This is a genomic window from Nodosilinea sp. FACHB-141 (assembly GCF_014696135.1).
In the GTDB taxonomy this organism is placed as follows: domain Bacteria; phylum Cyanobacteriota; class Cyanobacteriia; order Phormidesmidales; family Phormidesmidaceae; genus Nodosilinea.
The window spans coordinates 191861-212810 of the sequence record NZ_JACJPP010000011.1 but is presented as its reverse complement, the minus strand read 5'-3'; the positions used below and the strand labels follow the sequence as shown (position 1 = coordinate 212810).

Here is a 20950-nt window from a genome sequence, read left to right as displayed (position 1 = left end):
ATGCCCCTTGGATGGCCCCTGATTGCCCAATAGCAAATCATAAATTTAGAAACCCAGTTTCTCCAAGAGACCGGGTTTCTGATTCGCCATATCCCCATGACTTCCCTTAGCGGGCTGGGTAAGCTAGGAACGAGTAATTGTTCATGCTTTTTCTCGCACTGCCATGCCCCAAATCATTGACGGGCGCTACGAAGTCATCCAAGCCCTTAGCGAAGGCGGGTTTGGCATCACCTTTTTGGCCAAAGACTTGCGCCGCCCTGGTCAGCCCCGCTGTGTGGTAAAACAATTGCGGCCTCGGCGCAAGTTTTCTGCCGAGACATGGCAGGTAGCCCGCCGTCTGTTTGACCAAGAGGCTGAGATCCTGGAGCGCCTAGGTCGCCACGACCAAATTCCGCTGCTTTTGGCACACCTGGAAGAAAACGGCAAGCTCTACATCGTGCAGGATTTTATTGCAGGGCGCACCCTGCGGGATGAACTTCATGCCGCAAAGCGATTGCCCGAACAGGATGTGACTACATTATTGCGCCAAGGGTTGGAAGTACTCAGTTATGTACATCAGCAGGGGGTTATCCACCGCGACATTAAGCCCGAAAACTTGATTCGCCGTCAGGATGGTGTGCTGTGCCTGATCGACTTTGGCATTGTGAAAGAATTTTCAGCCCAGCAACTTGGGCAGATGGCTCACCCTCCATCTAAGTTAATTGCAACTACTGTCAGCATTGGCACCGAAGGCTATACTCCTCTAGAGCAAGCCCGAGGGAAACCCTACCCCGCTAGTGATGTCTATGCCCTAGGCATGGTAGTCATAGAAGCACTGACAGGCCGCTACCCAAATGATCTCGATCTCGACCCCAACACGCTAGATGTAGTGTGGCGGAAAGGGGTAAAGGTCAGCGATTCCCTAGCGGAGGTACTGACTAAGATGGTGTGCGGCCACTATAGCCGCCGGTACGCTAACGGGGCAGAGGCTTTGCAATCGCTGCAAGTAGCATTGGGGGAGGCCGGTTCTCAGGCAGATGTAACTCTTAAAAAAGACTCGGAAACCAAGCCCAAGAAAGGGTTAAGAGGAGTGTGGCAAAGCTTTAAGGAAGGTTTCCAGGATGCCTCCGAGGAATTTCAGGCTGCTTATGAAGAAGAATTATTGAGATGTGAGCAAGAAGCAATTGCACCACAAGAGCAGAAAGCTCAGCCTGAGAAGAATGTAACTCCTCAAAAAAATCCAGAACCTAAGCCTCAAAACGGGTTAAGGAGAGCATGGGAAAACTTTCGAGATGGATTTCAAGATGGCTATGAGGAAGAGTACCAGGATGATCTTAGCTCAGAAAAAGGGGTTGACTACACCCACCTGCGCGACCTACTCAAAGCCGGAAAGTGGAGAAATGCTGACCAAGAAACCTATGAAGCGATGATTCGCACTGTGGGCAAAAAAACTGACAATTGGTTCACTACCGATGAATTGCTGAATTTTCCCTGCACGGATTTACGCACGATTGATCGCCTGTGGGTAAAGTACAGCCAGGGCAAGTTTGGTTTTAGTGTACAGAAGCAAATTTATATCGAATGTGGGGCCAAACTCGATGGCAAGTATCCGGGTGATAAGATTTGGGATGAGTTCTGTAATCGCATCGGCTGGCGTAAAGACGACAAGCCTCTTGTGTACTATGACGACCTAAAGGCAAATCCCTCTTTATCTCCCACCGGAGAATTTCCGGCTCACGTCACGGGGTGTGGTTTTGTGGGTGGGTTGTTCTTGTCGGTTGGTGGTGGATGGTTTGGGGTTCTCTTCTCTCGCACAAAGACTTGTGAACTTTAGTACGAGCCATTCTAGCGGTCTTTAAAAATTTGTAAAAGCAGAGTGTTTACACGATTTTCCTGCCTTTCAGCGATCTGTCACCTGGCACCACGGGGCACTCCGCTTTTCTAAATTCTCACTCATCAAACAGGAGGTGATGGAGCGTAGCCTTGTTCGGTGCGTCCGCCGGTGCTACAAACGCTTAATAGGTGTCTGTAGTTCCCATCTCCCGGCGGATCGTCTCCAGTTTGGGCAATGCTCCCACTCGCGGGTCACTGTACTCTTGATAGCTCAAAAACACTCAATCTTTGGGACATACCAATCGTCGCTAAGGTTGTAGAGATGGTAGTAAACGTACTAGGGCCGCGATCAGCGCGTGGTTTTGCTCCTCGGTGCCTACCGAAATCCGCAGCTTGTCGTCTAACCGGGGTTGTTTGAAGTAGCGTACCAAAATGCCCTGCTCTTTTAGGGCCAGATACAGCTGCTCGGCGTTGGGCTGGGGCGGCGTAGCCAAGACAAAGTTGCCATGGGAATCGAGCGCAGTAAACCCCAGATGCCGCAGTTCTTTGGTTAATGCTGCTCGCGAGGATTTGATTTTATCTACGCAGGTGTTCTTGTAGGCCTGATCGCGCATGGCCGCCGTTCCTAGGGCGATCGCAAGAGCATCGACGTTGTAGCTGTCTTTGACCTTAAATAGCTCAGCCAACAGCGCCGGATTGGCAATGCCAAACCCCAGCCGCAGCCCCGCCAGCCCATAGCCCTTCGATAGGGTGCGCAGCACCACAACGTTGTCGAATTCCTGCACCAGCGACAGCGCTGAACCCTCAGCAAAATCCACGTAGGCTTCATCTACCACGACCAGTCCTGAAGCCTGCTGTGCTAAGTCTCGCAGGTCAGACAGCGCCACCACGTGGCCCGAAGGGCTGTTTGGAGTGGCAATGAACGTGATCGCCCCCTGGGCCGCCACCAAATCCTTTAGAGGAAACTGAAAATCGTCGGGATAGGGAACCTCGACCACGGTGGCGGGTTGCAGCGCCGCCAGGGTGCGGTACAGCACGTAGGTAGGGGTGGGGTAGACAATCGGTCGGGCGGCGTCATCGGCACAGGCGCGCACCAAAAGATTGAGCAGATCGTCGCTCCCGTTTCCCACAATGATCCAGTCCGCCGGTACGCCTAGAACATCGGCGATCGCCTGACAAAAGTTGCGGGCAAAAGGGTCAGGATACCGCCTGAGCAGCTCATTCTCGAAATGCCTCAGCACCTCAATCACCTGGGGAGAGGGCGGATAGGGGTTTTCGTTGGAGTTGAGCTTAATAATGCCTGTGCCAGGGCGAGGCTGTTCTCCCGGCACGTAGCCAGCCATCGCATCTATGTTGGGGCGAACGTAACTCATTACAAATAAATCGTGGGGATCAGAGTACTTCCTGTGAAATGCTGGATCACAGACATTCAGCCTGTTGAGGCAAGGTTTGATCATGCTGACCTTTTACCATACCCCGCTGTCGGTCAACTCCCGCCGCGTCTGGGTGGCGCTGCTAGAGAAGAATTTGCCCTTCGAGGAGATGGCCATGAGCATGGGGGGAGAGCAGTTTCAGCCTGAGTTTTTGGCACTCAATCCCTTTCATCACATTCCCGTGCTGGTCGATGATGGCTTCACGGTCATTGAATCCTTCGCCATTTTGGATTATTTAGAAGCCAAGTACCCCACGCCTTCGCTGCTGGCAACGACTCCCGAGGGCATCGCCACGATGCGCATGGTCGAAATGGTGACGGTGAATGAGCTGGTGCCCGCCATCAACCCACTGATCAAACAGATGATGGGCTTTGGCCAAGACCCAGAAGATGCGATCGCCCAGGCCAAGCAAAAGGCCGAGGTGGTGCTCAAGTTCTATGCCGACAAGCTGGGGAATGGCCCCTTTTTCTGCGGCGAGCAGCTCACCCTGGCGGATGTGGTGGCGGGCACCTTTGCCCCCTGGTTTGAGCAGTTGGGCCTGCCCATGGCCGACTACCCCACCCTACAAGCCTGGACTAGCCGCCTGATGGATCGCCCCGCCTGGCAGAGGACCCAACCTTCAGCGAAAGATCTGGCGGCGTTTCGCGATCGCATGAAAGAGCGCATGGCCGCCCAAGGGCAGTAGTGATTCGTCGGGTGCCTCTCTGGGGTTGGACTCTGGGGTTGGGGGCGATCGCCCTCAGCCTCCGCTTAGCTGGCCTGGGCCGCATCCACGGGCTAGTCTTCGACGAGGTCTACTACGTCCCCTTCGCCCTCGACTATTTACAGGGAACGCCCAGCTTCGATGCCCACCCGCCCCTGGCTAAATACCTAATTGCCCTGGGCCTTTGGCTTGGTCAGTGGCCCGCCACTTGGCTGGGTTGGCCCACGGTGAAGGTGGAGGGGGCTTTGGTCAGTCCGCTCGCCTTTCGCTGGCTGAATGCGATCGTGGGCGCGACGATTCCGGTACTGTTAGCGGCGCTGGCCTTTGCCCTCAGCCATGAATACCCACCTCAACGCCGTCGCACCTTCGCTCTGGTGGCCGGACTGCTAATGACGATGGAAGGGCTGACTCTAGTAGAGTCGCGCCTGGCGTTGATCAATATTTACGGGCTGGCCCTGGGGCTGCTGGGCCAGTGGGCATGGGTCAGGGCAGGTCAGGCCCAGCATTCCTCGCACTGGCGCTGGGTAGCAGGCATCGCCCTGGGGGCCGCCATCAGCGTGAAGTGGAACTGGGCAGGACTGTGGCTGGGCCTGCTGCTGTGGGAAATTCTCACAAGCGATGGGGAAGCCCCTCTTCCTAAATCCCTCTCCCCAGGGGAGAGGGACTTTGATGTTTCCTCTGGCTCCTCTTCTCCCTCAGGGAGAAGGGGCTGGGGGATAAGGGGCAACCGCTGGCGCATGCGGGCGGCCTACCTGGGCGTGATTCCCTTGGCAACCTACCTGCTGCTGTGGCTGCCCCATCTGGTGCTGACGAGTGAATCGTTAATGGGCGTTCACCGTCGGCTTTGGTCTACCCACCAATCGATCGCAGCGGGAGCGGGTCACGATTACTGCTCGCCGTGGCACAGCTGGCCGCTGATGGTGCGCCCGGTAGCCTACTTTTACGAACGCGCTGACGGTATGGCCACAACCATCCACGCCATGGGCAACCCGGTGTTGTGGTGGCTGGGGACAGCGGCGGTGCTGGCCCTGGGCCTGGGCTGGGTGAGTCGGCGAGTGACGGGCGAAAATCGCGGAGTTGGGTCGTCAAGCAATGCCGTAGTGCTGTTTATTCTGCTTAATTACCTAGCGAACTGGCTGCCCTGGGCGCTGGTGAGCCGCTGCACGTTTCTGTACCACGCGATAGGCATAGCGGCGGTTAGCACCCTGGGGCTGGCCTGGCTGATGGCGCAGTGGTGGCAGAATCCGCGCGATCGCCCGCTGGCCCTGGTGCTGCTAGGGGCGATCGCCCTCAGCTTTCTTTTCTGGCTCCCCCTCTACCTCGGCATCCCCCTCTCGCTAGAAGCGCTCCACCGCCGCTGGCTGCTGCCGGGGTGGATCTAGCCGCATCAGCCGTGGATAGTGATCACGTTAAAGCCCTCTTCCGGGGCGGGCGGCACAAAATAGCTGGTGAACTGATCAAAATCAGCCTCGGTTGGCGCAAATTCGTGAGTGCCACTTTCGTTGCGCAGGCGCAGCCGCCGCTTGCACTCGGCATCCGGCACATCCAGGTAATAGAGAACATGGGCAGCTTCGGCGCGCTCAACGATGGCTTTCATCCACTGGCGACTCTTGACCGTGTTGGCAGGAAAATCGAGGACGACCGAGAGACCCGCTCTCAGCAGCGCCTCAACGTGGATACCCATTACTGTATTGAGACGCGTGCTGTAGCGAACATAGTCGGCTAACGTGTTCAGCTCATCGGGGTAGAGGGTGGATAGCCACTCGTCTTGATTGATCAAAACCGTCCTGGGCTGGCTCGCCAGTTCGCGCGCCTTAGTGGACTTGCCCGCTGCAATTTTGCCGCAAATGAGGTGAAGCGTAACGTCAGCCATCGGAGTCGCTGGGTGCTAGCCTAATTCTCTTCCTGTAACGCTATAGCTGTAGCCAGTTTGATTGAGACATTTTCCAAGCCAACGTTTGAACGTCTTATGGTTTTGAGTCTGATTACGACTATAACAAAGCAAATTTAACGCGAAAGCAGGCTGTATGGGTTAGTCGCCTCAGTAGCCATGCTCCGCCAAAAACTCTAACGAAACGCTGTTGCCCGCCGGGGCGTCATCCTTGCCCCCCATAAACTTCTCTACGTACTTGCCCAGCACGTCGCCCTCCAGGTTCACTGCCTGGCCGGGGCGTAGGTGTTGCAGCGTGGTCTCATGGTAGGTTACGGGGATCACCGCGACGGCGAACCAGTTGCCGCTGGGGCTACAGTCGGCCACCGTCAGGCTAATGCCATTCACCGCAATGCTGCCCTTGGGCACGATGTAGCGGGCAATTCTGCGATCGCCCACGGTAAAGCTAAGCTTCCAGGCGTTGTCAGTTTCGATCGCCGCTTCTAGATGACCCTGCCCGTCGATGTGGCCGGTGACAAAGTGACCGCCAATCTTGCTGCCCACCCGCAGCGACGACTCCAGGTTGACTCGACTGCCATCGGGGAGGTTGCCTAGAGAGGTGCGATCGAGGGTTTCCGGTGAAACTGCGGCCACAAAGCCATCGGGCAGCATGGTTTCTACCGTCAGGCAAATGCCGTCTACGGCGATGCTATCCCCCAGTTCGACATCGGTGAGAGAACTAGGCAGTGGGCTGGTCTCCCAGCGCAGGTAGACCTGAGTATCGCCCTTGTGAAAGAGCGTACCCGTCGCTTGAATCAGTCCGGTAAACATGGCTGTAACCTTAAGAAAATTCTCAGGGAAACTGCGACCCACCTAGGGCCCAATCGGGGCATACTTAAAGCAATAATTTTTTTCTTTAGAGTATCCCGTATTCCATCTGCTGATAGATAAGCTTAGGTAGACTAAGGGGGCAACCCCCGCCCACAGTCGCTTTAGAATCGCTTCACTGGGTAACCCTCAGCCTGCCATTCATAGAAATCGCCCGGTACGCAAACAGCCCAGTACACTAGTAATAGTATCGGTTCCAGGCTGACAAACACCCCTAGAGCACGCCAATCAACGGATCCAAGAGGCCAAACCAATGATTGAAATGAGAGTCGCCGGGATTGCCCTAGATGCGATGTCGCGAACTCCGGTAATTTTGCTGCGAGACACTACCGATCGCCGACAGGTTCCAATCTACATCAGCCGCGAGCAGGCCAATTCCATCATCGCGGTGCTCGAAAACCAGCCCGCCCCCCGTCCCCTCACCCACGACCTGTTTGTCAACTTGCTCGACGAGTGGGATATGACCCTGGAGCGCGTGGTCATTCACTCCCTACAAGACAACACATACTTTGCCTTGCTCACCCTCTCCAAGGGCGAAATTCGCCGCGAACTAGACTCTCGCCCCAGCGATGCGATCGCGATCGCCCTGCGCCTTGACGCCCCCATCTGGGTAATGGAAGAAGTTGTCGCCGAGGCCTCTATCTCCGTCGATACCGACGCTGATGAGGCCGAGAAGAAGGCATTCCAGGCTTTTTTGGCCAACATCAACCCCTCCGATTTTACCCACCGAGGCAAGTCCTCGACCAGCAACGATACCCTCGAAAGCTCTGATTCGTAGGGTATGGGGGTTTAGGGTATAAGGTACAAGGTTCAGGGTTGTGGCCATCCCTTAAACCCTATACCCTGCACCCTTAAACCCTTCCAACTATGGACTATCGGCGGTTCGGTCGCACCAATCTATCGCTCTCGGTGCTATCTCTGGGCACCATGCGCGCTTTGGCCTCTGAGAAGGTGTTTCGCGACACTCTGATCGCTGGGTTGGCGCTGGGCATCAACCACATCGAAACTGCTCAGGCCTATGGCACTAGCGAGCGCTGGTTAGGGGCTTTTCTCAAAACAGCAGCGGTGCCAGACAACTTGGTAATCACCACCAAAGTTACACCTCAGCCTGACGCCGCCACAATGACTCAGCGCCTGGAGGAATCCCTGGAACGGCTAGGGCTAAACCACATTCACTGTCTCGCCATCCACGGTCTCAACACCTCTGAGCACCTAGCCTGGGTGAGCGATCCCCAGGGCTGCATGGCGGCGGTGCGGCGCTTTCAGGCTGAGGGACGCATTGGCCACGTGGGGTTTTCGACCCACGGCAGTCGGGAGGTGATCGAGGGGGCGATCGCCACTGATCAGTTCGATTTCGTCAACCTGCACTACTACTATTTCTTTCAGCGCCACGCCCCCATCCTCGACCTTGCTGCTGAGCGAGATATGGGCATCTTCATCATCTCCCCCGGCGACAAGGGCGGTATGCTTTACACCCCGCCCGCCCAGCTTGAGGAACTCTGCGCGCCGTTTACCCCGCTGGAGTTGACCTATCGCTGGCTGCTGGCCGACCCACGCATCACCACCCTCAGCACCGGCCCTGCCATCCCGGCAGAACTCGCAACTCTAGAAAGTTTGGGCGATCGCACCCAGCCCCTGACCACTGCAGAACTCGCTGCCCTGGAACGGCTTTCGACGCAAGAATCTGCTGCTTTGGGGAGCGATCGCTGCGCCCAGTGCTACGACTGCCTGCCCTGCCCCGAAGCCATCAATATTCCAGAAGTGCTGCGGCTCAGAAATCTAGCGGTGGCCTACGACATGCAGCCCTTTGGCGAATATCGGTACCGCATGTTTGAGAACGCAGGTCACTGGTTCCCCGGCCGCAAGGCCAACCGCTGCACCGACTGCGGCGACTGCCTGCCCCGCTGCCCCGAAAAGCTCGATATTCCCGCGCTGCTGCGCGATACCCACGATCGCCTCCAAGGCCCCACCCGCCGCCGCCTTTGGGGCGACTAGGGGCTACAGGGCAGCAAGCTGCCGCTACGCCAAGCGAGTACCTATGGATAGCCCCATCACCATTGAGCCAGCCAAACCCGAAGATGCCCAAGCCCTGCTCGAAATTCACGCAGCGGCGGTGCACCAGACGGCCGCCCCCTACTACTCCCACGAGATTTTGAACAACTGGTCCCGGCGGCCAATTACGAGCGATCGCATTGAGCGCGTCCGCCAAAGATGGATTGAGCACCCCGACCGTCGGGTCATTGTCGCCAGACACAGCGGGCAGGTCGTTGGCTACGGCTTTATTCACAAAGATGGCGAATTGCAGAGCTTGTACACTCACCCCAACTATGGCCGGCGCGGCATTGGAGCCAGCATTTTAGCCACCCTTGAACGAGAGGCGATCGCCCTAGGGCTCACCGACCTGCGGCTCAACGCCTCTCTCAATGCCGCAGCGTTTTACCAAAAGCAGGGCTTTGAAGTCATTGAGCCGGGGGTTCACCAGCTGGCCTTTGGACAAGAAATGCCCTGCTTTAAGATGCGCAAGGCCCTAGCAAACCACAAGCAGTAGGACGCCGGTTGCTATACTAGCGGCATGGCATTTTTGGCATCATCACCCAGGGAATTACTGCTGGGCAGGAGCGGTCGGTTTAGACCCTCAATGTTTCTATCGCCGAGAAAATGCCTACTCTATAGCTAAGGCACTCACCCCCAGCCATTCACCCAGAGCCAAAGATACCGTGGAAGAACAAAAGCAACCCTCCGAAGTCATCACTCTCCTTTCTAGCCGCGAGCTAGAAAAAATGCGCAAAGCCTGCCAGCTCGCCGCTCAGCTGCTCGACTACCTGACTCCCCACGTCAAGCCCGGCGTCAGTACCCAAGAACTGAACGACTTGGCCGAGACCTGGACCCAAAAGCACGGCGCTAAAAGTGCTCCCCTGGGCTATGCCGGTACGGTGATGCCCTTTCCCCGCTCGATCTGTACCAGCATTAACGAAGTTATCTGCCACGGCATTCCCAACGGCGAAGACGTACTGCGCGACGGCGACATCGTCAATATCGATGTCACCCCTATTCTCGACGGCTACCACGGCGATACTTCCCGCACCTTCTTGGTAGGTGATGTCTCGCCCACCGCCCGCCGCCTGGTTGAAGTCACCGAAGAAGCCATGTGGCGCGGCATCCGTGCGGTCAAGCCCGGTGCTCGGGTAGGCGACATTGGTGCGGCCATTCAAGAATATGCTGAAGGCGAAGGCTTCTCGGTGGTGCGCGACTTTGTGGGCCACGGCGTCCACCGCATTTTCCACGCCGCCCCGCAGATTCCCCACTACGGCGAAAAGGGCAAAGGCAAAAAGCTGCGCCCCGGCATGGTGTTCACTATTGAGCCGATGATCAATATCGGCAGCTATGAGGCTGAAGTGCTGGTTGACGGCTGGACGGCAATTACCGTCGATCGCTCTCTCTCGGCCCAGTTTGAGCACACCGTAGTGGTGACCAAAGACGGCGTCGATGTGCTGACGCTCTCGCCTGCCAAGGTTTTGGCCTAGCGATCGCAGCCCTGCAAATTTGAAATAACCGGTGGCTGAGCGGAGTCACCGGTTATTTTTTGCTGTCTGCAACTGTTAGCTGAACCATGGAATCAAGGGCGGCCTGAATGCGCTGCCAGCCGGCAGGCGAGCTAAAGTCGATGCCCATAAACGTGCTGCTGGACTTAGTTCGCAGCATGAGGTAAACCACCCCTGCTACTAAAACAGCGCTAATGGCCGGAATATCTTTGTCTGGAGAAAAAGACCCTTTTTCTTCTAAAAACTTTAGGCTGTCTAGAGCAAATCTGTCTCTTACATAGGCAAGTTCACGGGTTAATTCATTGCCCTCAAGCAGTTCCCACCGCAGAATTTCCTGCGTCATGGGGCGCTCTTGCAGATTGTCTGAAAATCTTGACAGTAGATAGGCCATCCAGTCAGCCAGAGTTTCGGCATTCACCGTAGACTCGTCCCCCACCAATTCTTCCACTGATGGCCAGTAGTCACCCTCCTTAGCAAAACTTTGGAGCAGCTGCGGCAGCCCTTCAAAATATCGGTAGATCAAGACTTTATCGACTCCGGCCTCGCGGGCGATCGCATTCACCCCCAGACCTTTAAAGCCAGATTCGGCTAATAGCTTGCCAACGGCAGCCAAAATGCGGGCCTTAGTTTCTTCTTTGTCGCGTGCCATAAAGTCCTCTCGCTGGCTTGTCACCACTCGGTGACCATGATACCGTGTCACTGAGCGGTGACTTAGATCGATCATTCTCTGGCTGGCGCAGACTATGCACAAACTTCTGTTTGATCTTGAGGTTTATACCTATCAAATTGACTTTGCTGGCCATGTGAATAACTCGGTTTATATCCACTGGATGGAAATTGGTCGCCTCAAGTTGCTAGAAGCCATTGGCATGCCAATCCATGAAGTGGTTAAACAGGGAATTGCGCCCGTTTTAACTCAAACCAACATTATTTATAAATTGCCGCTGTATTTGGGCGATCGCGTTCAGGCTCAAATGTGGCTGTCTGAGCTACGCAATGCCTCAGCGGTCATGCAGTTTCGGTTTTACAACGGTGACCAGGTGCTGGCCGCTGAGGGCATGCAAAAAGGCTTATTTGTAGACATCAAAACCATGCGTCCCAAACGCCTTTCATCGGAAGAAAGAGCTTTGTTTTCTGCCTATTTAACTGTGGCGGCGGAAGTCTAGGTCTTGGCCCATGAATTTAGTTTCCCTATCTAACTTCGGGCTACGGCACCCTTAGTGTGGGCTGACACATCCATGACCGGGGTGTTTTTGAGCAGTTTGCCGACGCCGGCCAGCATTCTGACATGGTGGTTTGCTCTCTCAAATCATATTGTTTGTCAGCAACCCCCGAGGGAAAACCAAATTCCTTGGGGGGGCGATCGCCATGCCCCCCTACTCAGATTCTGGGGGCCAGGCAGCGTCGATGTCGCTGAGCACGGTGTCTAAGTCTTGGCCATCGACATAGTCAACAATGCCCGACCAAAAGGCACCCGTGCCGATCGCACCCGGCATCAGATCAGCACCGTCGAAGCGTAGCACATCGGCGTTTTGCAAAATCTCGGCTTGCCTGCGGGTGAGGTCGTCGGGGTAGGCGTCGAGGCTCACCTGGCGGTGCGGAGAAATGTAGCTGCCCAGCCCGGCCCAAATCGCATGGGGTTCGGGGGTGGCCAGATACGCCATCAGGGCGCGCACCGCTGGCGTGTCGTTAAACACGCCAAAGACGATGCCGCCCAAAATCACTGCGTTGCCCTGGGCTGGGTCCATCGGCGGCAGCGGGAACACGCTGAGATTGACGCCGGGTTCAACGGTTTCGGGTAAAAATTCGACAATAAAGCTGGCCTGGTGGTGCAGGTAGCAGCCTGGTGGGTTGGCAAATAGAGGCAGCGGGGCCTCCCCAAAGGGGGTGCTGAGGATGCCAGTGGTGCCGCCCAGCACCGCCTCGGAGTCGAGGGCGATCGCTCCAAAGCCCTCAAACGCCGCCTTCACCTGCGGGTCAGCAAAGGGAATCTCGTGGCTCACCCACTGGTCGTAAACCTCTGGCCCCGCCTGGCGCAGCAAAATGTCTTCGACCCAGTCGGTGCCGACCCAGCCGGTGGCCTGGCCGCTCTCCATGCCCATACACCAGGGTTTGCTGCCGTCGGCGATCATGCGATCGCTGAGCACTTCCATCTCGGCCCAGGTCTCAGGCACAGTGTATCCTTTGGCCTCAAAGGCTTGCGGGTTGTACCACACCAGACTTTTCACATCCGCCCGCATCCACAGGCCGTAGACATCGTCTTCTAAGCTGACTAGATTCAGCAGGTACTCGTCGTAGGCGTCGCCCAGGGTGGCGCGATCGATAAAGTCGGTGAGGGGCACCATCTGGCCGGCCTCAGCAAAGTCCATCATCAGCCCTGGCTGCGGAAACAGGGCTATATCAGGCGGGTTGCCCGAATCGACCCGCACCGGCACCAGGGTGGTAAAAGCGTCGCTGCCTTCGTAGATAATTTCAATTCCGGTAGCTGCGGTAAAGGGAGCCATAGCGGCCCGCATCTTGTCTTCGCCCACGCCGGTCAGGGTGCCCAGAATGGTGATGGTATCGCCGGACTGCACTTCGGTAGACTGGGGAGCGTTTGACTGCGACCGACAGCCAACCATCACAACGCTGAAGATGAGCGTAAGCCCGACGAAATGGGGAAGTTTTTTCATTGTGGTGGCCTGATCTCAGTTGGCATGCATGGCCCTAACCTTAGGCCAGGTTACTCTACTGTGCCAGCCCCGCGAAAAGAATCCTTATTCCCCGTAGACTACGCGGTTGCGTCCGGTCTGCTTGGCTCGGTAGAGCGCCCGATCAGCGATGTCGATTAGATATTGAGGCGACGTGCCGACAGTGGGAATTTGGCAGGCCACCCCAACGCTAACGGTGACATAGACCGTCTCGGTTGCTGTTTCAAAATTCACGATGTTGAGCGCGCAGATGCTGCGACGAAGGGTTTCAGCAATGGTGAGTGCCCCTGAAAGATCGGTATTGGGCAAGACGACAGCAAACTCTTCGCCCCCATAGCGAGCGACTAGATCGGTAGGGCGATTGACCACGCCCTGGCTAGTTTGGGCAACGGTGGTCAGACAAGCATCGCCAGCCAGGTGCCCGTGGCGATCGTTGAATTGCTTAAAGCGATCAACGTCAAACATGATCAGCGAGAGGGGTAATTGGCTGCGGCTCAGGCGCTTCCACTCCTGCTGAAGAACGACGTCGAAATGGCGACGGTTGGCAATTTTGGTGAGGGCATCTTGGCGGCTCAGTTCATTGAGGCGTTGGTTGGCCTGCTCTAGGGCCTGGTTGGTCTCGGCTAGCCGTTCAGCTTGGCACTGGAGTTTGGCCAGTAGATCGGCCTGCTGCACGGCGATCGCCAACTGGTCAGCCACCTGCTCCAGCAGATCGACTTCTCCCGTACTCCACTGGCGGTAGTCGCTACAGGTCTGAGCGATCAAAAAACCCCAAAGGCAGTTTTCTCCTTTGCCTTGAGACTGTAGCACCGGGGCAATGATGGCCGACTTGGCCGCGATCGCCCGCATCAAGGGGCTGAGGCAGAGGTCAGCATCCTGCTGCTCTAGGTCGGCCACAGCACCCACGGTGCTCTGACCATAATGTTGATAGCAGGTTGACCGCAGCCCTTGCCCCTGGCACTGATGAGCGGTGATGGCTATAGGGCAGTCAGCCTCATGGGTAACCTGAATGACCTCGCCGCCGTGGCCCGAGGTGAACTGAAAAATCAGGGTGCGATCGACGTGTAGGTGGCGCTGCACCTCCTCAGTGGCAGTGGCCAAAATATCTTGTAGGTCTAGGGTTTGTCGAATGCGTTGGGTGATCTGCCAAAGAGTGTGATCTTGCTCTGACTTCCGCTGGAGGGCAAGTTCTGCCGCCTTGCGATCGGTCAGGTCTTGAATCAACGCAAAGTAGCCTTTCACCGCCCCCTCGGTGTCGTAGTCGGGTACCAGGGTGGCGTGCACATAGCGCGTCCCCGCCCGGTCATAATGTAGGGTGGCTTCATAGACCACCTTTTCTCCCGCTAAAACCCGATCGATATTGGGCTTAACCTTTTCGTAGGCGGCGGTGCCAATCACTGTTTCCAAGGAGCGACCATAGAGATCCTCCGGCTTGATACCAAACCAGTCTTGATACGTGACGTTGACGTATTGATAGCAAAGATTTTTGTCTACATAGGAAACGCAAGCAGGCATCGAGTCAACTATTTGCTGCAGCAGATGAAGCTGGGCATAAACTTGAATCTGCCTGTTCACGGTCGCCTCGTGCCGCCATGCCGTCGGAGAGAGCTGCAACTCCGATGACTCTGGAGTAATCTCGTTCCAAAAGCGGGGAGACTGCCGTTTACCTCTAGGCACCTTGGCCATAGAGAAAATCCTCTGGTGGTAGATTGAGCAGAACAGGTGCCAGAGTCGAATTATTCCCTGTTCAGCATTGTTCTTTGTTAAGTTAGCAAAAGTCGCTCCTAAACAATCCCCACCCAAAGAGTTAACTTATCGCCTCTTCAGTGTGGGAATTAAACAGGTGTAGGACATGGGTGTTCACGGCCAGTTCAACCCTGTCGCCCAAAGCCAGAGTCGAGCGGCGATCTACCCTAGCTGCGCAGCTCTGACCGTCGCCTAGAGCCAGGTAAACAATCACCTCATGGCCCATGCTTTCAGTGTGGGTAATGGTGCCTTTGAGGGGAGCGGTGACTATGCTAGGAGGCAGGTAGCGGGCATCGTGAATGTCTTCGGGGCGAATGCCGCAGATTACCCGCTGACTGATGTAGCGCTGGTACTGGGCAGAGGTTGTCGGCGGTAGAGGCAAGCTTAGAGCATCGGATTTGAACCAAAGCTGATCGGCCATTTCGACTAGAACTCCATCAAAGAAATTCATCGCGGGACTGCCGATAAACCCGGCCACAAACTTGTTTTTAGGAGCGCTGTAGATCGCCTGGGGAGTATCGATCTGCTGCAAGACGCCCTGGTTCAAAATGGCAATGCGAGTGCCCATGGTCATGGCTTCGACTTGGTCATGGGTGACATAAACGAACGTGCTCTCTAGCTCACGGTGCAGGCGGCTGATTTCGGCGCGGGCCTGCACGCGCAGTTGGGCATCCAGGTTAGAAAGGGGTTCATCCATCAAAAACACCGCCGGGTTGCGAAGGATTGCCCGACACACCGCCACCCGCTGCCGCTGCCCCCCCGAGAGTTCCTTAGGCTTGCGGTGAAGCAAATCCTCCAGCCCCATCTGCTGAGCCGCCCGCTGCACCCGCTGCTGAATATCGCCCCGGCCCAAACCCTGAATCTCCAGGCTAAAAGCCATGTTGTCGTACACCGTCATATGGGGGTACAGCGCGTAGGACTGAAACACCATGGCAATATCGCGATCGCGGCTAGCCAGCTCATTCACCCGGCGATCGCCAATGTAGATATCTCCCGCAGTCACGCTGTCCAACCCCGCCAGCAACCGCAGAGTAGTGGTTTTGCCACAGCCCGACGGGCCAACAAAGACTAGAAACTCGCGATCGCCAATCTCAATATCTAGATCACGCAGGGCCACAAACTCGCCGTAGCGCTTAGTGACAGACTTGAAAGTGACCGAGGGCATAGGGTGGGGGAGTGGATGGGTGGGCGGGTGGGAGAGTAGGAGGGTGAGGGGGTGGATGGGTGGGAGCGTGGATGGGAAGGGTGAGGGGTAGGAGGCAGGGGTCAGGGCTCAGGGGGTGGAGTTTTAGGCTCATCTACTCCATGCACCCGCCTACCCATCAACCCATCTACCCCTTCACCGACCCCGCCAGCAGCCCGCGCACAAAGTACCGCTGGAGGGCAAAGAACACCAGCAGCGGCACCGTCATGGTGACAAACGCCCCGGCGGTGAGCAGGTGCCAGTCTTGGCCTCGCGAGCCGACCAGGTTGGTGAGGGTAATCGTCAGGGGAGCGACGGTGGGGGTGCCGCCCAAAAATACCAGCGCTACCAGCAAATCATTCCACACCCAGAGAAACTGGAAAACTGCAAAGGAGGCGATCGCAGGCATCGACAGCGGTACCACCACCCGAGTAAAAATTTTGAGGTGGGTGGCCCCATCCACCGCCGCCGCTTCAACTAAATCCTTCGGCAACGCTCTGATGTAATTATTCAACAGGTAAATGCCTAGGGGCAGGCTGTAGCCCGTATGGGCCAGCCACACCCCGGCGAAGGTGCCCGTCAGGCCCAAATCGCCGTAGGTGCGCAGCAAAGGAATAAACGTCATCTGCAAGGGCACCACCAGCAACGCCACGATCGCCAAAAACAGCCACTGGCGCCCAGGAAACTCCATCCAGGCGAGGGCGTAGGCGGCAAAGGTGGCGATCGCGATCGGCATCACCGTCGCTGGAATCGCAATGGTAAAGCTATTGAGCAACGCCTGACCCATCCCCGCCGCGCCCAGCACCGCGCGGTAGTTCTCCAGGCTGTACTGGGTGAACTCAAAAGGGTGCTGAAACACCGTCCACCAGCCGCTGGCGAGCACGTCAGCTGGGGGGCGGATCGAGCTGATCAGCAAGCCCAGGCTGGGGAGAGTCCACAGCAGGGAAAGGGTGACTAGGGCGAGGTGGATGGGGGTGCGGGTGAGCCAGGGGGGCATGGGGTAGAGGGTTAGCGAGTGGGAGGGTTAGCGAGTGGGAGGGTAGGGGGTTTAGCGGGTAGTGGGGTGGAGGAATTCGCGGATGTTGACGACCATGATGGGGATGACGGCGAGCAGCAAAATGACGGCGATCGCGCTGCCCCGGCCGTAGTGGCGAAAGCTAAACATCTCCTTAAACATGCGGCTGGCGATCACCTCGGTGCCCTGGTTGCCCGCCGTCATTACATACACAATGTCGAATACCTTCAGTACCAGCAGCACAGTGGTGGTTGAGACCACCAGAATGGTGGAGCGAATCATGGGCACGACAATGCGCCAAAAGATCTGTACCTCATTGGCCCCATCGATGCGGGCGGCTTCGATCATTTCCTGGGGAATGCCCTTCACCGCTGCCGAGAGCAGCACCATGCAAAAGCCTGTTTGCAGCCAAATCATAATGGTGATCAGGGCGAAGTTGTTGAGCGATCGCTCCACCAGCCAGCCCACCGGCTCAAAGCCCAAGCTGGTAATCACCCCGTTGAGCAAGCCAATTTGGGCAGTTCCCGCCGGACGAAAGGCGTAGATAAACTTCCAGATCACGCTGGCTCCGACAAAGGAGATCGCCATGGGCAAAAAGATCAGCGTTTTGGGTAGTGGCTCGTAGCGCACTCGGTCGGCTAGTACCGCAATCAGCAGCCCCAGGCTGACACTAACCCCTGTCACCCCCACCAGCCAGAAAATATTGTTGCGTAAGGCTTCGCCCATCCCCGGATCGGCAAGGAGCGAGAGGTAGTTACTAAGACCGACGAAGGACTGCGATCGCGCATCCAGCAGGCTAACGTAAACCGTCAACACCGTTGGAATGACCAGGTAGGCCAGCAGCAGCAGCAGCGCCGGGCTTAGGTAAACCCAGGGCAAGATGCGACCTTTGAGCCGGCCTGGGGCAAAGCGCTCCACCAGCGCATTCGCCCCATAAAACAGAGCCACAACCCCACCGCTACCGACCAAAATGGCCAGCACCGCCATTCCTATCTTGGAGAAAACAACCATAGACCTGCGGTTAGCTGTCAGTCAGTCTTGACATTACCTGCCCCAGGCCCACCCATTCCCGTCCATCGCTGCAGGGCCAATGCCCCATTCTGCAACAACTTCAGCGCTCTTATGTTTGAAGGCAGGCATTCTAGAAATGCTCCGAGCCGCCATCGGGTTGAAAGGCCCGACACCACCCAGGAATAACGCTATGCTGGGGCTGATTTTACCTTAGGCAAGGCGATGGCGCGGCAGCGAGCATTTTCGGGCACTCCGTGGGAAGAGCAGGTCGGCTACTGCCGAGCGCTGCGGGTGGGCCAGCAAATTTTTGTCTCCGGCACCGCCCCCAGCGATGGCCAAGGGGGCACCTTTGCCCCCGGCGATGCCTACGCTCAAACCAAGCGCTGCTTTGAGATCATTCAGCAGGCCTTAGTAGAACTGGATGCTGACCTCAGCGACGTGGTGCGTACCCGCATCTACATCACTGATATGAGCCGCTGGGCAGAAGTCGCCCAGGCCCACCACGAGCTATTTGCCGACCATCCCCCGGTCAACACCACCGTCGAAATTCCTGCCCTCATGCAGCCCGATATGCTGGTCGAAATCGAGGTTGACGCCCTGTGCGAAGCAGCCCTACCCCAGCCGCCACCGGTCAGTCGGACCCAAAGCATGATTTTGGGCCGCCCGATTCAACGGTCTGGCCTGCCGCCGACTAGAGGATCAGACCTAGATGAAGGCTGTCTCGACTAGATCCTCAATCTTCGTAGTCAACCGGAATGCGCCCTTGTTTAGCAGCGGACACCAGGCGATCGTAGTCGCGCTCGGTTTGGTCGGCGTAGGCTTCGGCAAAGAGAACCAGGGCATCGGCCAACGCATCGCCTTTGCCAATATAGCCCGCCAGCATGGCGGCGTCGCACGATTTTGCGTGGGCCAGCGCCAGCGCCCAGCCGCAGAGGGTGCAGTAGTCAGGCAGTCTCGATAGCTGAAACTTGTCGGGTTCGAGTTTAAATCCGCCTTTCATATCGCGCAGTTGACGAACGTAGTAGTGGGTGCCGTTGAGGCTGCCCCAGCCTAGAAAAATATCGGGAGATCCTTGAATCAACTTTTGGCCAATCACCACCCGCCGCCCCTGGTGGTCATCGGGCAATCGATGGTCACACCGCGCCGAGGAATAGGGGGCCAGCGCTGAAGGCTGGACTTCTTTGACCTGCAAGAACAGTGGATCGCTGGCGTCCTTGCCCTCTAAATAGAGCACCCAGCAACGGGTGCCCACACTCCCCACTCCCACTACTTTACGGGCCACATCCAGCAGCCGGTAGCGCGATAGCAAAAAGCGGCGATCGCCGCTCAGAGACGTCAAATAGTCTTGCAGCAGCGTCTTCACGTCAGCTAGTACCGTAGGGCCATCGCTCAGGGTCTCGGCCCGCACCACCAGCGGCGGTGACTCGATGATGTGGTGGCGATCGTCCACCAGGTTGGTCATTTCGTCGAGCACTTGCAGGTGGTTGCGATCGCGCGCCTTATCCAAAACTCGCTGGGCATATTTCTCGGCGCTGTCGGGCAGCTTTCCGAGCAGTTCGGATTCAGTAATGTTGTCGTACCACAGCTCAAGGTAAGGCAGGTTGGCGTAGGCAGCCAAGTGCTGACGGTAGGATTCGATCGCCGCCCGCACTGAGTTCTGGCAAAGGGAGCGATCGCCCCCTAAATATCGCCCCGCTACCACAATGCTGGCCGCCAGACGCTTCAGATCCCACTCCCAGGGGGCGGGGTAGGTTTCGTCAAAGTCGTTGATGGCAAATACCAGGTTGCGCTCAGCCGAGGCAAACACCCCAAAATTAGACACATGCATGTCACCACAGGCCTGCACCTCAATGCCGGTAGTCGGTGCTGGAGCAACATCGGCCACCATCACCGCCGCCGAACCCCGCAAAAAGGCAAAGGGCGACGCCAGCATTCGCCCGTAGCGCAGCGGCACCAGGGATGGCAGACGCGTTGTCGCCTGGGCCTGCAGCAGGTCTACCGGGTCAGGGCGATTGGCAGGGGGGTGATATTCGCCCAGGTCAGAGCGCTTGACCCGCTGCCGCAAAGCCTTGCCCGCCGCCATGCGATCGGCTACCGACTGAGGCATATCGGCATCGGCGACTGGGCTAGAAGCCGATTCGTCAGCGGTAACCATAGCAATACAGGCCAGAAACAGCAGCGTAGCTAGGCTTGACCAACAGGCACATCGACAGCGGCTTGAAAGGCATCCCAGGTGAGAATGTCCTGGAGCAGCGCCCGGTAGCCAGCTACGTTGGGGTGCAGGCCATCCACAGAAATTAGCGGCTGCCACCAGGCTTCACCCCGGCCCATCCACAGGTTGAGCACATCTAGGTAAGGAATGTTGTGGCTGGTGCAGACCAGACGAGTGGCTTCGCGATAGCGCCACTGGTCGCTGTGAGTGTAATACAGCACCTCTGAGAAGGGCATGGCCTGCTCGTTGACCGGCGTCATGCCGATAAACAGCACTGGGCACAGCCGTCGCGCCTGGTTCAGCAGCGCCTCCATGTGCTCTTGAAACTCGTCAAAGTCGGTGCGATTGCGGCCCAGAGTATTGCCTACCCGCGCTGAGTCATTGAGACCCACCGACAGCACCAGCAGATCGGGCACCCGGTTGCGCAGCTCACCTCGGTTGCGAAACTCATGGTCAAGGCGCTGTCTTACCTGGCTGACGCCATCCCCCCGCACCCCGAGGTTGTAAAAAACCGCCCCCTCACGGCCTGGAGCCATGGTCAAGCGGCGCAGGCGCTCAACCCAGCCGCCGCCTTCTGGGTCACCAAAGCCGTACACCAGACTATCGCCCAGCACCAGCACCTTTTGGGGATGGGGCTGCTTGAGAATGATTCCTGAGGTAGGGGCGGGATGGGAGGCCAGCATAAAGTAATTAACTTAGGTAATGAGCCGAACCAATCAAACTGGACTATAGAAGGATTTGTTTTAAATTGTTTACATATTACCCTTTGAGGTGACTAGTGCCAGAGGCAAACCTTCATCTGGCTGGTAAAAAAGCGCGATCGCCCAAGCTTGAAACCCGCTGCT

20 protein-coding genes are annotated in these 20950 nt (G+C 57.1%); 9 read left to right on the top strand and 11 right to left on the bottom strand.

Annotation, left to right across the window (positions count from 1 at the left end):
• Window positions 1–163: 163 nt before the first annotated feature.
• Entirely contained in the window at window positions 164–1813 is a 1650-nt protein-coding gene (locus H6F59_RS09575) for a serine/threonine-protein kinase (protein ID WP_190698212.1), read from the top strand.
• Between the two features lie 307 nt (window positions 1814–2120).
• On the opposite strand, the gene hisC is transcribed toward H6F59_RS09575, so the two are convergent.
• Window positions 2121–3185: a histidinol-phosphate transaminase gene (gene hisC, locus H6F59_RS09570; RefSeq protein ID WP_190698209.1), complete on the bottom strand. Its 1065-nt coding sequence runs from the start codon at window positions 3183–3185 to the stop codon at window positions 2121–2123.
• Window positions 3186–3267: 82 nt separating this feature from the next.
• Between hisC and H6F59_RS09565 the strand changes: the two genes are divergently transcribed.
• Both H6F59_RS09565 and H6F59_RS09560 read left to right on the top strand, forming a co-directional pair.
• On the top strand, window positions 3268–3930 hold the full coding sequence (locus H6F59_RS09565) for a glutathione S-transferase family protein (protein ID WP_190698206.1): 663 nt from the start codon (window positions 3268–3270) through the stop codon (window positions 3928–3930).
• The gene (locus H6F59_RS09560; RefSeq protein ID WP_190698203.1) at window positions 3930–5330 is read left to right on the top strand and encodes a phospholipid carrier-dependent glycosyltransferase; all 1401 of its coding nucleotides are present in this window, start codon (window positions 3930–3932) and stop codon (window positions 5328–5330) included. The genes H6F59_RS09565 and H6F59_RS09560 overlap by 1 nt, the downstream gene beginning before the upstream one ends.
• Before the next feature lie 5 nt (window positions 5331–5335).
• On the opposite strand, the gene H6F59_RS09555 is transcribed toward H6F59_RS09560, so the two are convergent.
• On the bottom strand, window positions 5336–5821 hold the full coding sequence (locus H6F59_RS09555; protein WP_190698200.1) for an ATP-binding protein: 486 nt from the start codon (window positions 5819–5821) through the stop codon (window positions 5336–5338).
• Between the two features lie 168 nt (window positions 5822–5989).
• Entirely contained in the window at window positions 5990–6649 is a 660-nt protein-coding gene (ribE, locus tag H6F59_RS09550; protein WP_190698197.1) for a riboflavin synthase, read from the bottom strand.
• A 310-nt stretch (window positions 6650–6959) separates the two neighbouring features.
• Between ribE and H6F59_RS09545 the strand changes: the two genes are divergently transcribed.
• From H6F59_RS09545 to map, 4 genes are all read left to right on the top strand, one after another.
• Window positions 6960–7484, top strand: coding sequence for a bifunctional nuclease family protein (locus H6F59_RS09545; RefSeq protein ID WP_190698194.1), 525 nt, complete (start codon window positions 6960–6962; stop codon window positions 7482–7484).
• A gap of 89 nt (window positions 7485–7573) precedes the next feature.
• The gene (locus H6F59_RS09540; RefSeq protein WP_190698191.1) at window positions 7574–8701 is read left to right on the top strand and encodes an aldo/keto reductase; all 1128 of its coding nucleotides are present in this window, start codon (window positions 7574–7576) and stop codon (window positions 8699–8701) included.
• 43 nt (window positions 8702–8744) lie between these two features.
• A complete protein-coding gene (locus H6F59_RS09535) occupies window positions 8745–9254 on the top strand; it encodes a GNAT family N-acetyltransferase (RefSeq protein WP_190698188.1) in 510 nt (169 codons plus the stop codon).
• 121 nt (window positions 9255–9375) lie between these two features.
• A complete protein-coding gene (gene map / locus H6F59_RS09530) occupies window positions 9376–10230 on the top strand; it encodes a type I methionyl aminopeptidase (RefSeq protein ID WP_190699763.1) in 855 nt (284 codons plus the stop codon).
• A 52-nt stretch (window positions 10231–10282) separates the two neighbouring features.
• On the opposite strand, the gene H6F59_RS09525 is transcribed toward map, so the two are convergent.
• Window positions 10283–10897, bottom strand: a complete 615-nt coding sequence (locus H6F59_RS09525; protein ID WP_190698186.1) for a TetR/AcrR family transcriptional regulator — start codon at window positions 10895–10897, stop codon at window positions 10283–10285.
• A gap of 94 nt (window positions 10898–10991) precedes the next feature.
• On the opposite strand from H6F59_RS09525, the gene H6F59_RS09520 reads away from it, so the two are divergent.
• The gene (locus tag H6F59_RS09520; protein WP_190698183.1) at window positions 10992–11414 is read left to right on the top strand and encodes a thioesterase family protein; all 423 of its coding nucleotides are present in this window, start codon (window positions 10992–10994) and stop codon (window positions 11412–11414) included.
• A 210-nt stretch (window positions 11415–11624) separates the two neighbouring features.
• Here H6F59_RS09520 and H6F59_RS09515 read toward each other — a convergent pair whose 3' ends face one another.
• The 5 genes from H6F59_RS09515 to H6F59_RS09495 form a co-directional block, all read right to left on the bottom strand.
• Complete coding sequence (locus H6F59_RS09515; RefSeq protein WP_190698180.1) at window positions 11625–12920, bottom strand: ABC transporter substrate-binding protein; 1296 nt, start codon at window positions 12918–12920, stop codon at window positions 11625–11627.
• An 84-nt stretch (window positions 12921–13004) separates the two neighbouring features.
• Window positions 13005–14624 carry a diguanylate cyclase domain-containing protein gene (locus H6F59_RS09510; protein WP_190698177.1) on the bottom strand — a complete coding sequence of 540 codons (1620 nt, stop codon included), beginning with the start codon at window positions 14622–14624 and terminating at the stop codon, window positions 13005–13007.
• Window positions 14625–14745: 121 nt separating this feature from the next.
• Window positions 14746–15849, bottom strand: a complete 1104-nt coding sequence (locus tag H6F59_RS09505) for an ABC transporter ATP-binding protein (RefSeq protein ID WP_190698174.1) — start codon at window positions 15847–15849, stop codon at window positions 14746–14748.
• 166 nt (window positions 15850–16015) lie between these two features.
• The gene (locus H6F59_RS09500; RefSeq protein WP_190698171.1) at window positions 16016–16864 is read right to left on the bottom strand and encodes a carbohydrate ABC transporter permease; all 849 of its coding nucleotides are present in this window, start codon (window positions 16862–16864) and stop codon (window positions 16016–16018) included.
• Window positions 16865–16915: 51 nt separating this feature from the next.
• A complete protein-coding gene (locus H6F59_RS09495; RefSeq protein ID WP_190698168.1) occupies window positions 16916–17893 on the bottom strand; it encodes a carbohydrate ABC transporter permease in 978 nt (325 codons plus the stop codon).
• 222 nt (window positions 17894–18115) lie between these two features.
• Between H6F59_RS09495 and H6F59_RS09490 the strand changes: the two genes are divergently transcribed.
• Window positions 18116–18622, top strand: a complete 507-nt coding sequence (locus H6F59_RS09490) for a RidA family protein (RefSeq protein WP_190698165.1) — start codon at window positions 18116–18118, stop codon at window positions 18620–18622.
• Between the two features lie 4 nt (window positions 18623–18626).
• Here H6F59_RS09490 and H6F59_RS09485 read toward each other — a convergent pair whose 3' ends face one another.
• Together H6F59_RS09485 and H6F59_RS09480 are read right to left on the bottom strand one after the other, a co-directional pair.
• Window positions 18627–20048, bottom strand: a complete 1422-nt coding sequence (locus H6F59_RS09485) for a DUF2252 domain-containing protein (RefSeq protein ID WP_242021366.1) — start codon at window positions 20046–20048, stop codon at window positions 18627–18629.
• Window positions 20049–20077: 29 nt separating this feature from the next.
• Window positions 20078–20788: a GDSL-type esterase/lipase family protein gene (locus H6F59_RS09480; protein ID WP_190698162.1), complete on the bottom strand. Its 711-nt coding sequence runs from the start codon at window positions 20786–20788 to the stop codon at window positions 20078–20080.
• Between the last annotated feature and the right edge of the window lie 162 nt (window positions 20789–20950).